Origin of the sequence: Chloroflexus sp., from assembly GCF_034434295.1 — a bacterium.
GTDB lineage: Bacteria > Chloroflexota > Chloroflexia > Chloroflexales > Chloroflexaceae > Chloroflexus.
Genome location: NZ_DAOTZQ010000038.1, coordinates 14,777 through 28,478, shown reverse-complemented (window position 1 = coordinate 28,478; position 13,702 = coordinate 14,777). Strand labels below are relative to the sequence as shown.

General features: G+C 54.5%; 13 protein-coding genes. 11 read left to right on the top strand and 2 right to left on the bottom strand.

The genetic code is table 11. The features are described from left to right. Nucleotides 1–39 precede the first annotated feature (39 nt). The 5 genes from VAE57_RS05700 to VAE57_RS05680 are packed head-to-tail and all read left to right on the top strand — an operon-like array spanning nt 40 to nt 6,287. Nucleotides 40–2,259, top strand: coding sequence for a hybrid sensor histidine kinase/response regulator (locus VAE57_RS05700; RefSeq protein WP_322820925.1), 2,220 nt, complete (start codon nt 40–42; stop codon nt 2,257–2,259). A gap of 2 nt (nt 2,260–2,261) precedes the next feature. Next, nucleotides 2,262–2,621 (top strand): response regulator, encoded by a 360-nt coding sequence (locus VAE57_RS05695; protein WP_322820924.1) that lies wholly within the window; start codon nt 2,262–2,264, stop codon nt 2,619–2,621. A 43-nt stretch (nt 2,622–2,664) separates the two neighbouring features. Beyond that, nucleotides 2,665–3,750: a chemotaxis-specific protein-glutamate methyltransferase CheB gene (gene cheB / locus VAE57_RS05690; protein ID WP_322820923.1), complete on the top strand. Its 1,086-nt coding sequence runs from the start codon at nt 2,665–2,667 to the stop codon at nt 3,748–3,750. Then, on the top strand, nt 3,747–5,165 hold the full coding sequence (locus VAE57_RS05685) for a CheR family methyltransferase (RefSeq protein ID WP_322820922.1): 1,419 nt from the start codon (nt 3,747–3,749) through the stop codon (nt 5,163–5,165). The genes cheB and VAE57_RS05685 overlap by 4 nt, the downstream gene beginning before the upstream one ends. Next, on the top strand, nt 5,166–6,287 hold the full coding sequence (locus VAE57_RS05680) for a PP2C family protein-serine/threonine phosphatase (protein ID WP_322820921.1): 1,122 nt from the start codon (nt 5,166–5,168) through the stop codon (nt 6,285–6,287). Nucleotides 6,288–6,328: 41 nt separating this feature from the next. On the opposite strand, the gene VAE57_RS05675 is transcribed toward VAE57_RS05680, so the two are convergent. Continuing rightward, nucleotides 6,329–6,484, bottom strand: a complete 156-nt coding sequence (locus VAE57_RS05675; RefSeq protein ID WP_322820920.1) for a hypothetical protein — start codon at nt 6,482–6,484, stop codon at nt 6,329–6,331. A gap of 574 nt (nt 6,485–7,058) precedes the next feature. Here VAE57_RS05675 and VAE57_RS05670 point away from each other — a divergent pair. From VAE57_RS05670 to VAE57_RS05645, 6 genes are all read left to right on the top strand, one after another. Beyond that, nucleotides 7,059–8,621, top strand: coding sequence for a tetratricopeptide repeat protein (locus VAE57_RS05670; protein WP_322820919.1), 1,563 nt, complete (start codon nt 7,059–7,061; stop codon nt 8,619–8,621). An 81-nt stretch (nt 8,622–8,702) separates the two neighbouring features. After that, entirely contained in the window at nt 8,703–9,131 is a 429-nt protein-coding gene (locus VAE57_RS05665) for an ATP-binding protein (RefSeq protein WP_322820918.1), read from the top strand. After that, a complete protein-coding gene (locus VAE57_RS05660) occupies nt 9,128–9,454 on the top strand; it encodes an STAS domain-containing protein (protein WP_012257546.1) in 327 nt (108 codons plus the stop codon). Before VAE57_RS05665 ends, VAE57_RS05660 begins: the two co-directional genes overlap by 4 nt. Nucleotides 9,455–9,905: 451 nt before the next feature. Next, the gene (locus VAE57_RS05655) at nt 9,906–10,856 is read left to right on the top strand and encodes an L-lactate dehydrogenase (RefSeq protein WP_322820917.1); all 951 of its coding nucleotides are present in this window, start codon (nt 9,906–9,908) and stop codon (nt 10,854–10,856) included. Between the two features lie 39 nt (nt 10,857–10,895). Then, the gene (locus VAE57_RS05650; RefSeq protein WP_012257548.1) at nt 10,896–11,276 is read left to right on the top strand and encodes a response regulator; all 381 of its coding nucleotides are present in this window, start codon (nt 10,896–10,898) and stop codon (nt 11,274–11,276) included. Nucleotides 11,277–11,464: 188 nt separating this feature from the next. Beyond that, nucleotides 11,465–12,946, top strand: a complete 1,482-nt coding sequence (locus VAE57_RS05645; RefSeq protein WP_322820916.1) for an HD domain-containing phosphohydrolase — start codon at nt 11,465–11,467, stop codon at nt 12,944–12,946. Nucleotides 12,947–13,234: 288 nt separating this feature from the next. Here VAE57_RS05645 and VAE57_RS05640 read toward each other — a convergent pair whose 3' ends face one another. Then, complete coding sequence (locus tag VAE57_RS05640; protein ID WP_322820915.1) at nt 13,235–13,534, bottom strand: hypothetical protein; 300 nt, start codon at nt 13,532–13,534, stop codon at nt 13,235–13,237. Nucleotides 13,535–13,702: the final 168 nt, after the last annotated feature.

Below are 13,702 nucleotides of genomic sequence, written 5' to 3'. Positions count from 1 at the left end.
GGCACTCACTGAGTGTCGTGTTGAAAACAGTTGCCTTATATGGATTTGACCAGCTTCTACGATCAGTTTCGTGATGAGACAACCGAAAATATACGGGTGCTGAACGATGCCCTCTTGAACCTGGAGGCGCAGGTTGATGATGGTCAGCGGCGGGCAGCCCTGGATCGGGCTTTTCGCGCAGTCCATACGATCAAGGGGTCAGCACGCATGCTGGGTTTCGATCCGATTGCTCAGTTGGCGCATGCGCTGGAACACGTCTTAGGCGATCTGCGCGAAGGTCGGCGTGTACCTGAACGAACACTGATCGATCTGCTGCTGCAAGGTGGTGATCTGGTTACCCGGCTGACCGCTGAGATTCCTCAGTTGTCGGCAGCAACGCTCGCCCATCTGCCCGATGTTTTGCAAGCGCTGAGGGCAACCTCTCCGGCAATCCCCTCCGTTTCACCACCCACTCCACAACCCGCTTCGCCAGAGCCATCGTCGCCAACCGATACACCACTGCGTACCACACGCCAGACAGTACGAGTGCGTATTGATCGCCTCGACCGACTGTTTAATCTGGCCGGTGAACTCACTATCGGGCAACAATGGCTTACCGAAATTGGTACAGAATTAGAGCAGTTATACGCACTGGTATCACGCCAACAACGTGCGCTGCTGGCACTTGAACAAGAGCTGTCCCGTCTCCGTTTCTCGCCAACTCAGCGCCAGGTACTTGATGCGCGTCTGTCCGCCTTGCGCGATGTGCAGGTGATGCTCGTTGATCATATCCAACACCAGCGGGAGCATCTTGATCGGTATCTGTCACGTCAGCATCTACTGGTCAAAGATTTGGAGCAAGAGGTTATGACGGTTCGCCTGTTACCGATTGCGACCATCTTTAACTCGCTCCCCCGCCTGGTACGCGATCTGGCAGCAGCGACCGGTAAACAGGTAGCGCTTGAGATCCGCGGTGAAACGACCGAGCTTGATCGTAAAGTGCTGGAGCTGATCAGCGATCCGCTAGTTCACCTGATACGCAATGCAGTGGATCACGGTCTCGAACCACCGGATGAACGCATTGCGCAAGGCAAACCACCAACAGGTTTGATTCAGGTCAGTGCCGAGTCCTCGGGCAATGAGGTGCGGATCAGTATTCAGGATGATGGTCGGGGAATTGATCCGGCTCGTATCCGTAACCGGGCGATAGAACTCGGCCTGTTGACTGCCGGTCGAGCCGATCAGCTCGATACGCAAGAGACGCTCGATCTCATTTTCCAGCCCGGCTTCTCAACGGCGACGAACGTTACCGAAATTTCCGGGCGTGGAGTCGGGATGGACATCGTGCGCACCAATCTGCTTGAATTGGGCGGACAGGTTCGCATCGATTCGACCATCGGCCAGGGTACGACTATCACGCTCACCATCCCGCTTACCCTAATCACCAGCCGGGTTGTGGTTGTGCAGGTCGGCCAACACCATCTGGCGCTACCGGCAGTGACTATTCGGAGTATCTTATGGGTACAGCACGATCAGATTCAGTTCATTGATGGCCAGCCGACATTTGTGCATCAGCAACGCACGATCAATCTGCTCGTGTTGGCCGAACTGTTGGCCATTCCTGCGGAGACGCCACTCACGCGCTACCGTCGCATACCGGTTGTGCTACTCAAGACACGACAACATCGTGTTGCCTTGTTGGTTGACGACGTGATCGATGAGCGCGAGGCTGTGATTAAGCCGCTCGGCCATCTGTTTGCTCGTCGTCCAGCCTTGAGTGGCGCGGTACAATCGGGTGATGGTCGTCTCGTGTTGCTGATCAACCCGCTCTATCTGGTCGAGGGGAATGGCTATCGGCCAAAGCCTGCTGCTACCGCGAGCAAGCCGGTAGTGAAACCAACCCGGACGGCGCGGCTGTTGGTCGTTGATGATTCGTTTACGACCCGTGAATTATTGCGCAGCATTCTCCAATCGGCTGGTTACGATGTTACCGTGGCTATTGATGGGGCAGATGCTCTTGACAGGCTCCGTTCGACGCCATACGATCTGGTAGTAAGCGATATCGAGATGCCTCGTGTCGATGGCTTTACCCTCACGACTCGCATCCGAAATGAACTGGCCCTCGTTGATCTGCCGGTCATCTTAATTACCAGCCTTGCTTCTGAAGAACATCGTCGTCGTGGATTGGAAGTGGGAGCACAGGCCTACATCGTGAAGAGTCAGTTTAACCAGGACAGTCTGCTGAACGTGATTCAGCAACTGCTCGGCCACGAGGAGTAGCTATGCCAACCATTCTGGTCGTTGATGATAGCCGTCTCGTTACCGACATCGTCAAGATGCGACTCGAGATGTATGGCTATACGGTTCGCCTCGCCCATAGTGGTGAAGAGGCGTTGGCCGCGATTGCTGCCGAACCGCCTGATTTGTTAGTGCTCGATGTGCAGATGCCTGGTATCGATGGCTACGAGGTGTGCCGTCGTATTCGAGAAAATCCGGCGCTCGATGATCTGCGTATCATTATGCTAACCTCATCTGATGACAAGCGCACAGCGTTTGAAGCCGGGGTTGATGATTATCTCAACAAAGACATTGATCTCCTCAACCTGCCCAATCGAGTGCGACTGGTACTGGATATGGAATAACAGGTTACCTTCGCTTAGCGGCGCAATGATGGGGTAGGGGTGTATGACAAACCCTCTGCGCGTCCTTGTTGTCGATGACTCGGCGCTAATGCGTCGGTTGTTGCGGCAAATGCTTGAAAGTGATCCGACAATCCGCGTGGTCGGTGAGGCTGGTGATGGTAAGACGGCTATCGCGCTTACTGCTGAGCTGCGGCCTGATGTGATCACGCTTGATGTCCGCATGCCGGTGCTTGACGGAGTCGAGACGACACGCCAGATCATGGCGTACCATCCAACACCGATTCTGGTTCTATCCGCAGCAGTCAGCGGTCAAGATGCCAACATCTCGTTTGAGGCATTGGCCGCTGGTGCCCTTGAGGTGATGGAAAAGCCAAGCCTGACCGATCCTGACTCGCTCGATCACCTGCGGCGGATCCTCATCAGACGGGTGAAGCTTATTGCGCGCATCAAAGTCGTAACTCATCTGCGCGGTCGTCGCCAGCCCCCACCTGCAGAACGAGTCTCACTGGGTGATACACCGCATTATGTGCGGACCCCTCGCGTTGCTCCTGGCCAATTTCCGGTGCTGGTGATTGGTGCCTCGACCGGTGGACCGAAAGTGGTTCGTCAGCTATTAGCCGGTCTGCCACGAACCTTTGGGGCAGCGGTCATCGTGGTGCAGCATATTGCGCAGGGTTTTGGGGCTGGGATGGCCGAATGGCTGTCCGGCGCAAGTGCACTGCCGCTGGAACTGGCTAGCGAGGGAATGCTGCTGCGACCTGGTCATGCCATTCTGGCCCCTGATCGTGCCGATCTCCTCATTAAGCCTGATGGCACTGTTCATCTCAGCATGTCACCGTTGTTGCTCCAACGCCCTTCGATTGATATTACAATGACGGCGGTTGCCGAACTCTACGGCGCCAGCGCAGCGGGTGTGTTGTTGACCGGCATGGGGCGCGATGGGGCGGTGGGCATGCGGGCGATTCGCCGGGCTGGTGGGCTGACGATTGCCCAGGACGAAGCCAGTTGTACCATTTTTGGTATGCCTCGTGCGGCCATTGAGTTGGGTGCTGCCGAGCTGGTCTTGTCACCTGAAGAGATGATTGTGGTATTAAGTGAGCGCTTTGCCGGGTCTGCGAGTATGCCATGACGGTATCGACAGAAGCTCTTGTTCCGCTTCGCGATTTGCTGGTGCGCTATTGTGGCGTCCTGCTCGATGATGCGCGTCTGGTGACCCTCCGCAGTGCGGTGGAACGACGGGCGGCAGCGGCGGCTCGCACACCGGCGCGCTACCTGGCCGATCTGGTGTTAGACGCTGACCCAACTGAGTTACAACAACTGGCTGAGCTGCTCCTTAATCACGAGACAGTCTTCTTCCGCAATCGTCCGCACATGGACGCATTACGTAAAACGTTGTTGCCGTCATTGCATGCCACGCTGCCACCGGGGATGCCGATCAAAATCTGGAGTGCCGGGTGTGCTACCGGTGAAGAACCCTATTCGATTGCCATAACTGCGCTGGAAGCTCTCGGTGATCCGCTCCCACGTCCGGTTTCGATTCTGGCAACCGATCTCAGTGCGTCGGCCCTGGCAAAGGCCCGGCAGGGAGTGTACCGCGGGCGAACGATCGCCAATCTAACCCCGGCCCAACGTACTCGCTTTTTTACCACTACCGATGCTGGCCTGTCCATTCACGAACGGGTACGGCAACTGGTCACGTTTGTCCAACATAATCTGCTCGAACCCTTTCCGGCAGCAGCGTATGGCACGCATATCCTCTTTTGTCAAAATGTAACGATCTACTTTTCGCTTGATACCTGTCGTAGCCTGATGGCCCGCTTCTACGATGCACTGACAGATGGTGGCATCCTGTGCCTTGGCTTCTCCGAAACGCTCTGGAACATTTTCGACCGCCTGACGCCAGTTGCTGTAGATGGCGCATTTCTGTATCGCAAAAATCCGCCGCCGGCCCGTCGGATGCCGACGACCACCGGTCAACGGTTGCCGTCACCGGCTCTGCGTGATCGTGTGTCACGTCCACTTGAACGAAAAGTGACATTATTTACCGAGGAGACCGTTGTTCAAGAAGGTCGTCAGTTGATCGAAAATGGCCAGCTCGATACAGCACTTGAATTATTCGCTCGTGTGCCATTGGCCGGTCGGCATGCACCTATGGTATTGACTCTTGCCGCCCAGGCCCATGCCAATCGTGGTGATCTTGATCTGGCCTTAGCTGAAGCACGGCGTGCGCTTGAACTGAATCCGTTGCTCACCGAAGCGTATCTCTTACTGGGTTTGATCTATGAACGACAACAACAAATGCCTCTTGCCATTCGGCATCTGGAGCAGGCACGGTATCTGAACCGCGACCATCCATTAGTGGCCTTCCATCTGGCCGAGTGCTACCGTCAAAACAGACAGATCACCGAGGCGATCCGCGAATATCGAAATGCCGAACGCTTATTAAACAATCTACCACCTGATCAGCTTCTGGAAGGGGTTGCAGTACAATGGCTGATTGAGAGTTGCCGGCGTTGGGTTGTCCGGCTTGAGGGAGAGCGTTAAATGTCCGTCCGTCATGATCGTCTGCTGCCAGAACTGCCCTCACGGCGCCGGGTCTGGCCGAGTCTGTTAAGTCATCGCCAGCGCAGACGAATCGTTGTGCCAAAACGTCAGTCACCAGGAGAACCTGCTCTGCATGAACCGGTAGTCGATGAAGTCGCCCAGCAGCGTGCCCGTGAGATTGAACAGGAGTTGCAGCTTGCCCGTGATATTCAACAGGGACTCTTGCTTGAGGCGGCGCCTCATCTCCCCGGCTGGGAAGTAACGGCGATTTCATTGCCGGCTCGTGATTTAGGTGGTGACCTGTACGATTTTCTCCCTCTGACTAATGGTCTGCACGGCATCATGATCGGTGATGTCAGCGGCAAAGGTTTGCCTGCTGCTCTGCGGATGGCCGTGGCACGTACCGTCTTTCGTCACGAAGCCCGTCGGTATGCCGATCCGGCATCGACGATAGCAGCCGTGAATCGTGGCATCTTGAGCGAAATTCCGCATGGCATGATCACAATGCTGTATCTGCACCTTGAACCGCATACGGGAGAAGTTCGTTGTGCGAATGCCGGTCACACTTTTCCGTTGTTGATTACCGATACGATCCAGGAATTAGAGATCAGTGGCTTACCGTTAGGGGTTGATAGCGAGAGCGAATATACTGAACTCAATGCGGTCATTGCACCGGGAGCAAGCTTGCTGCTGTACACCGATGGTCTGATCGAAGCCGCCCGTGCTGATGGTGCGATTCTGGGTTTCGAGCGTCTGGTCGAACTGGTAATGGTTCAGCCGCAGCGTAAGCCACGTGCGCTGGCTGCGGCATTGGTGCAAGAGGTTCGTACCTGGACGAATGGTGTGCTCAGTGATGATGTGACCCTCGTGATCCTGCGGCGGCGGTTGCTCGATCTGGCAGCCGAAATGCGCAGTGTGATCGTCGATGTGATCGGGAGCGAGGCCATGCACTCGCTTTGGGCAGCAGCTTTTTCTGATGGGGTGCCGGCTACAGTTGAAGCGTGGCGCGAGCGTCTGCCACGAGTGCAATCACTGGCCCAGGCGCAGTTTGGGCGTGGCCTGGCCCGCGAGCTGTTGCAGCAGATACGACTGACGCTCGACGACTATCGAGAGCATGTTTGAGCGAGTGAACGTTGATGATTCCATCAGAGTTAGTAGCCATCTCATCCATCCACCAAGAGCGCGACCGCCAGAAGATCACGTTGCGGCGAGAATACCGTTGCCAGACCGGATTGCCCGTGCGCAGTTTGGAGTGCAGCAGCCATGCTGCCGCGCCAGCCGTCCTCATGCGCAGGCGGTGGACGTAGCGGTTTGCTCATCGGTCACTACCCGCCGCAACGATCCGTGGGTATCACCTGCATGATACAGATGGGTGGATTCCGTAGGAGCAGGTTTTGAACCCACCCCCCCCTTGCCATATCTGGAATGCGGGGAACGAGAGGGTAGTGGAAGGGTACATCTTGAATCGCATGCCACGCATTGTATTTTTCCAGATTTGATATATGTATCCCAAAAGTGGTGAAGCTATGCCTCTGCATTCATCCTGCATCCTTCCAGGCCCACGTGTCTAGTCCAGTTCCCGATCACACACGAGCGTGCGCTCACTGTCGAGAGCGGGTGATATGAACATTGTTGGCAGTGTTGGGTTGCCGGCTCGTTCTGTGCGATCTAATTTGTTACTTACAGACTCTTCACAACCTGGTGCAGTTTGCGCGAAGTGTATCGTTTGATATGCCTCTCAACGGCAACCTTCTTATGTATTCTTCATACCATACATGCAGATGAACAAAACTACATATTGTCGTATTTTTCTGTATGACGATTCTACCATATACGAATGACAGGCGGCATGTTATAGTAGAGATCAGTACATTTTGGTTGCCGAGGTGCACTATGGCGTCAACCAACGAACTACAATTCATGCCCCTCGATCTCGACACCTTTACCGGGAGCGAGCGCTTCATGACCGGAACGCGGCTGGGTGCTGCGTTCAGTCAGGGAATGCGCGCATACCTGCGGGCTGCGTATGCTGATGCGATTGAACATTTTAAAGCTGCTCTGATAGCCGCGTATGTGGATGGTGAAGAGCAGGCGCAAATCTACGAGCGCGAGCGGGCGATTATTTACCTGTACATTGGTAATTCGCTTGCTTTCCAAGATCACTGGGAAGAAGCGTTACGCGAATATCTCGAAGCGGTACAGACCGATCCCCAGTTAGCCGAAGCGCATTACAACCTGGGAGTCGCGTTTGCAGCTCTCGGTCAGATTGATCGGGCGATTGCTGCCTTCAAAGAGACGCTTGAGCACAATCCCAACCTCTACGAAGCCCATTTTGCGCTTGGCCGCTGCTACCAGCGGATCGATGATGCTGGCCGGGCATACATTCATTTCAGCAGTGCCTGTAGTGCGCGCCCACAGGCTGCCGAACCCCGTTACTACATGGGCTTGATGCACCAGAGCCACGGTGCGCATGAGCTGGCCCAACGCTGTTTTGCCGAAGCATTGCGGGTTGAGCCAACCTTTGTGTCGCCGGAGCCATTACCCGATGAACCACTGGTGCAGCGCAGTGAAGAAGAGGTGGCCCAATGGTATTACCGGCTGAGCCAGGCGCTCAAACAGCAGGGGTACGAAGAGGAGGCTGAGCGGATTTATCGGGCGCTGTTGCAATGGCGTCCGCAAGAGTATGCTGCTCGCTATCTGCTGGGCAACCTTCTGGCCCGCCAGCGTCGGTTTGAGGAAGCCTACACCGAATACGAACAGATACCACCCCAGCACCGTCACTACGTCGATGCCCGCTTGCGCATGAGTGCCATTCTGCGCCTGCAAAAGAAACCGAAACAGGCGTATGAACTGCTCTTTGCCTGTGCACGTCTTAATCCGCATCACGGTCAACTCTTCCTGCACATGGGTAAGCTCCTCTACGATATGGGAATGAATGCTCAGGCAGCTCGTGCGTTCGAGCGCGCCGTTCAACTGATGCCAACCGATGCGCAGGCTCATTATCTGCTCGGTTTTGTGTACAATACGTTAGGACGTGATACCTGGGCGCTGGCAGCCTGGCGAAAAGCTGTACAGTTGGCACCGGAAGCCCATTCGCTGCGTTTCGATTTGGGGTACATGTACATTCGGCGTGGTCGTTACGACCTGGCAGCGGCGGAATTTCAGCAAGTACTCGAACAATGGCCAGACGATCTGGAAACCCAGTTTATGCTGGGCTTGTGCTACAAAGAACTTCTGGAACCGGCGCGGGCAATCCCGTTGTTTGAAAAAGTGCTCCGGCGTAACCCTCGTCATGCTCAGGCGCTGTATTATCTCGGTGCTTGCTACCTGCAAGTTGGTAATACCTCACTTGGCAAGGCGTATCTGCGTCGCTATGATCATCTCGTTCGTCAGACAGCAACGATGAATGGTAGTTCCCGGTCGCGTCCGGTTCCTTCATCACGTCTGTCATCGTGAATGGCAATACAATGGTTCGCTTGAGCCGGTACACTACAATTGGTGTAAGGCCGAACGAACGATGTATGTAGAGGCAGTGGCATGCAACGAGTAGAGTTACGGATTCCATCAATCCCGATCTTCGAGCGGGTAGTGCGGGCCAGCGCCGCGGAAGTTGGGAGTGCCGCCGGTTTTAGCCCCGAACAGGTTGAAGATTTGAAACTGGCTGTTAGCGAAGCGGTCAACAATGCAATTGATCATGGAAATCGTGGCGATGGAGCTAAACTGGTTGCTGTAACGTTCGAGATCGATGGTGAAAAACTTGAGATTCGGGTGAGCGATCAGGGTGGGGGTATTGAACGAATCGATGTCTCGCGGCGCGTTGTTGATGATGCAACCCTTGATGCCGGCTATCTGCGCGGCTTTGGGATGTATCTGATCAGTGCATTAGTTGATGATTATGAGGTCGATTCATCGCAACAGGGAACGGTGTTAACCCTTCGTTTGTATCGGAAGGATCGGCAACAATGAGCGACATTATTCGACGAGAAGAATTTGGCGATGTCGTTGTACTCCACATCTTGACCACCAGCGTTGATGCCATCTCGGCTGCCGCTATTGCTGCTGAGTGTCAGGAGATGCGTCCGATTACGGTACTCGATTTTAGCGAGGTTTCGTTTATCAATTCAGCCGGTATCTCAGCATTGCTCAAGTTTGTTGTCAGTGCACGTAAATCGGGGTATCAGCTCTTTGCGATGAACGTGACTCCTCATCACCAGAAGATCTTTAAGATGGTTGAGATGTCGCGCTATATGCCGACTATCGATGAACGCGATCTGGCGGCGTATCGCTGATTCCCGGTGGTTACCTGACCAGATCGGTGCAGCAATACCTGTCGACCCGTGTGACCTGGTGGCACGCTGCTGCTACTGTCAAACATGTTTCCAGTCCTGAAGATAAAGAAGCCCTCTTACTGACCGGGTTACGTACCGACCTGGTAAATACCTCTATCTTTACTTTTTCATATACCAACCGGGTGGAAATAATTTCACCAGGTATCAAAGATGACGCTGGATACTATCTCTTCCATCCCCAGTGTGCCCTTGCGGTGCTGTGCGGAATGCGGAAGCCAGGCTGTTGCATTCACCGTACTCGTGTAAAACGAAACTACTCACTACCCCTCGGCCTTATCAGATGTTCGAGATGAATTCGTGCGTTGTGCCGCGCTGTATCCCCGTGATCTGAACCGGATACGCAATCTCTGGTGCGATATGGTATGATAAGAGCAAATAGGAGGAGTATGCTATGAGTTTACGTAAACGCACCGGTAAAGTTGGCCTCGTCGGGACAGGCATGGTGGGCACATCTTTTGCCTATGCACTGATGCAGCGTAGCCTGGCCAGCGAACTGGTGTTGATTGATATTGATCATGCCCGTGCCGAAGGGGAGGCGATGGATCTCAATCACGGCCTGCCCTTCGTTCGCCCAATGCGCATTTACGCCGGTACCTATGCTGATCTGGCCGGTGCCGACTTGATAGTCATCGCTGCCGGGGCAAATCAGCGGCCTGGCGAGACCCGTCTCGATCTATTGAATCGGAATGTAGCCATTTTCCGCGAGATCATCCCCCCAATTCTGGCAGCCAATGATGATGGGATCATCGTTGTTGCAACCAATCCGGTGGATATTTTAACCACCATTGGGGCACAGATTGCCGGTCCGGCAGCGAATCGAGTGATCGGATCAGGTACCATCCTCGATACGGCACGCTTTCGCTACTTGCTTGGTCAGCACTACGGTGTCGATCCCCGCTCTGTACACGCCTACATTGTCGGCGAACATGGCGATAGCGAGTTAGCGCTCTGGAGCCTGGCAAATATTGCCGGGGTCAGGCTGGTTGATTTTGTCGGTGCAAATGGTCAGGGCTACAATCAGGCTGCGCTTGATGCGATTCTCGAACAAACCCGTAACGCCGCATACGAGATTATTAAGCGCAAGCGAGCGACCTACTATGCTATCGGCCTGGGGCTGCTATCGATTGCCGAAGCAGTGCTGCGCGATCAACATACGGTAATGACGATCAGCAGCTTGATGAATGGTCAGTATGGAGTAAGCGGGATTGCAATCAGTCTACCAACAATCGTTGGTCGTGATGGTGCTGAGGAGGTGCTCAATTTGCCATTGTCCGAGCAGGAGATTGCTCTCTTTCAGCGCTCTGCCGGTATTCTAAAAGAACACCTGTCTCACGTTCAGTAAAGAGATCGCTGTATCGTGTACACTTGAGGAGAGTGCGCCGTGCCACACACCATTATGGTTGTTGAAGATGATGCTGCTACTCGCCGGCTTTATCGTTTTCTGTTACGTAATAGCGGCTACGATGTGATCGAAGCCGAAGATGGGATCGATGCGCTGGAAAAGCTGGCCGTGCATGATTGTGATGTGGTTATTACCGATATGAATATGCCTCGTATGGGTGGTATTGAGTTGGTGCGCACTCTCCGCCAAAATCAATCACAAGTGTACGTGATCCTGGTCACTGCTTTCGGTACTCCCGATACCGAAAAGAATGCGCTGCGCGCTGGTGTTAACGAATATTTAACCAAACCGTTCGACTTCGATGAGTTAGAACGACGGCTGCAACTCTACTTCTCCCGTCGTGCGCAAGGTGGTTCCTGAGCATATACTGCACGTACCGGTGTTGTAGCGATAACGGTTGAGTTTGCCCTGGCATCCGTTACCCAATGACAATTTTGTTACCGACATGACGGTCATTGTAGCCTTTATGCAAACTTAACTTGCTACATTACAAACGAATAGCCCGCAATCTGCTCTGTGCAGATGGACATGCCTGGGGAGCCTGATCTATGGCTGACTACGCAAATTCTTCCCCTGAGCGCCCCCGGATACTCATTGTGGAGGACGAAGTAAATATCCGTGAGTTCTGTCGTCTGCTTCTCCGTCGGCATTATGATGTCGTTACCGTAGAGGATGGTCTCGCGGCGATAGAGTTGCTGTCTACGCAGACGTTTGATCTGGTGTTGACCGATTTGCAAATGCCGAATCTGGATGGGATTGCGCTTGTTCAATACTTGCGTGCCAATCATTTGGAAACAGACGCGGTCGTTATGACGGCGCATGCGACGGTCGAAACTGCACGCGAAGCACTTAAGCTCGGCGCCCTTGATTACATTGCCAAACCTGTCGATGCTGAGCAATTGCAAAAGACGGTACGAACGGCACTGGAATTGCGTCGTGTGCGCCGTGAGAAGGAGCGTCTCTCCGATCTGGTGCTTATGTATCAGTTTAGCCAGGTGATTACGGCTTCACTCGATGTTCAAGAACAATCCGCTCTCTTGCTTGAATTCGTCGGTCGTCGTTTTGCCCCAAGCACCATCGGCTTGTCACTGATTGACGCTGATGGCGATGCGTTGGTGGTGCTGATCGGTTCCGAATCTGGCCGAAGCCTGCCCCTAAGCGAACGTGACGAACAGAGTCTGCGAGCGGCGCACTACCAGTTGATCGAATGTCCGGCCACACCATCAGATCGCCTTATCGAAGTGGTCTTGCGGAGTCGCGACCACGCCATCGGATTCCTCAATCTGACCCGCAACAGTGAACAACCTTCGTTTGATGCTGCTGATCGGCATCTGATCGAAATTTTTGCTTCGCAGATTGCTGCTGCCCTGGACAATGCACGTCTTTATCGTGCCCTCAAAGATCAATACGAGCAGATGATCGCTGCGCTGGCCGGGGCAATCGAAGCCCGCGATGCCTATACCTATGGCCATTCACGCCAGGTTAGTCGCTACGCCGTCCGCCTGGCGCAAGAACTGGGTCTTAGTCCTGCGGCGATTGAGCGCATTCACTATGCCGGTCTCTTGCATGATATTGGTAAGATTGGCATTCGCGACGATATCTTACTCAAGCCAGGACCTCTTTCACCTGAAGAGTTGACCCAGATGCGCCGCCATCCGCAAATCGGGGTACGGATTCTTGAGCAGATCAGTGGGTTACGTGATATATTGCCGATTATCGCTGCCCACCACGAACGTTTTGATGGTACCGGCTATCCATACGGTTTGAAGGGAGAAGAGATACCCTTCGAGGCTCGTATTCTGGCGGTAGCCGATACCTTCGAGGCGCTAACTGCCGATCGTGCCTACCGTTCGGTGATGAGTCCTGAAGCGGTGCTCCAGATCATTGAGAATGGCAGAGGAACCCATTGGGATCCGCAGGTGGTTGATGCCTTCTTGCGCCTGATGCGCCGTGAGCGGTTATGGGAACAATCACCGCGGTTACGGCAGGTGATACAACCGCCATTGTCAGTAGAGTCGATACCTTTGTAACGAGAGCTCACTCCGCACTGGCAACCATCTGTAGTGCCATCACCCGCTGGATTGGTTGCCTTGCACGCTCGTCATACCCCTGACGTATCGTGTGGCGTGCAGCAGCCACGCTGCCGCACCAGCCGTGCTCACGATCAGGCGCGTGGTATAGAGGTGCCCCTGATAGTAAAATCTAATACGGAAGTTCAGGCGTACACTATATCACCACAGAGACACAGAGGGCAAAGAGGGTTTCTACATCAAAGCGGGTGTCTCATCATCTGCGGTTGACAATGCCCCACCTTTGACCTACTGAACCAGCGCTTCCATTCCTTGCACCAGCGGGGATACTGCTTTCCAGGCCGGATTGCCCGTGGCGTGTAGCCTGGCGTTCGGCAGCCGTGCTACCGCGCCAACCGTGCGCACGATCCGGCGCGTGGCACGCGGTTGATCCGGCTGGTCATGCGGATAGTGGGTGTGAGCGTCACGATCTCTGCCGGTATGCCAGCGAGGAGGGCTGACGATCATCGCCAGTGCTATCATGCGCTGGATGGATTGCCTTGCCCGCTCATCATTCGTGTGGTGTGCGGTGTGGTGTGCGGCAGCCATGCTGCCGCGCCAGCCGTACCCATAATCCGGCGCGTGGCACGCGGTTGATCCGGCTGGTCATGCGGATACTGGTGTGCGCCTCACAATCATGGAGGTTGTCAGTCATTAATGAGATAACTGCGAGCGACTAAGGTCTGATATGACCCGGCGGTGAAGTGCGACTCCCTC

Excerpts from the sequence above, each read along its gene's own strand:
- VAE57_RS05640 (WP_322820915.1), bottom strand. The coding sequence starts at position 13,534 with ATGGCTGCCGCACACCACACCGCACACCACACGAATGATGAGCGGGCA.
- VAE57_RS05680 (WP_322820921.1), top strand. The coding sequence starts at position 5,166 with ATGTCCGTCCGTCATGATCGTCTGCTGCCAGAACTGCCCTCACGGCGC.
- VAE57_RS05665 (WP_322820918.1), top strand. The coding sequence starts at position 8,703 with ATGCAACGAGTAGAGTTACGGATTCCATCAATCCCGATCTTCGAGCGG.
- cheB (WP_322820923.1), top strand. The coding sequence starts at position 2,665 with ATGACAAACCCTCTGCGCGTCCTTGTTGTCGATGACTCGGCGCTAATG.
- VAE57_RS05695 (WP_322820924.1), top strand. The coding sequence starts at position 2,262 with ATGCCAACCATTCTGGTCGTTGATGATAGCCGTCTCGTTACCGACATC.
- VAE57_RS05645 (WP_322820916.1), top strand. The coding sequence starts at position 11,465 with ATGGCTGACTACGCAAATTCTTCCCCTGAGCGCCCCCGGATACTCATT.
- VAE57_RS05655 (WP_322820917.1), top strand. The coding sequence starts at position 9,906 with ATGAGTTTACGTAAACGCACCGGTAAAGTTGGCCTCGTCGGGACAGGC.
- VAE57_RS05700 (WP_322820925.1), top strand. The coding sequence starts at position 40 with ATGGATTTGACCAGCTTCTACGATCAGTTTCGTGATGAGACAACCGAA.
- VAE57_RS05670 (WP_322820919.1), top strand. The coding sequence starts at position 7,059 with ATGGCGTCAACCAACGAACTACAATTCATGCCCCTCGATCTCGACACC.
- VAE57_RS05685 (WP_322820922.1), top strand. The coding sequence starts at position 3,747 with ATGACGGTATCGACAGAAGCTCTTGTTCCGCTTCGCGATTTGCTGGTG.
- VAE57_RS05675 (WP_322820920.1), bottom strand. The coding sequence starts at position 6,484 with ATGAGCAAACCGCTACGTCCACCGCCTGCGCATGAGGACGGCTGGCGC.
- VAE57_RS05660 (WP_012257546.1), top strand. The coding sequence starts at position 9,128 with ATGAGCGACATTATTCGACGAGAAGAATTTGGCGATGTCGTTGTACTC.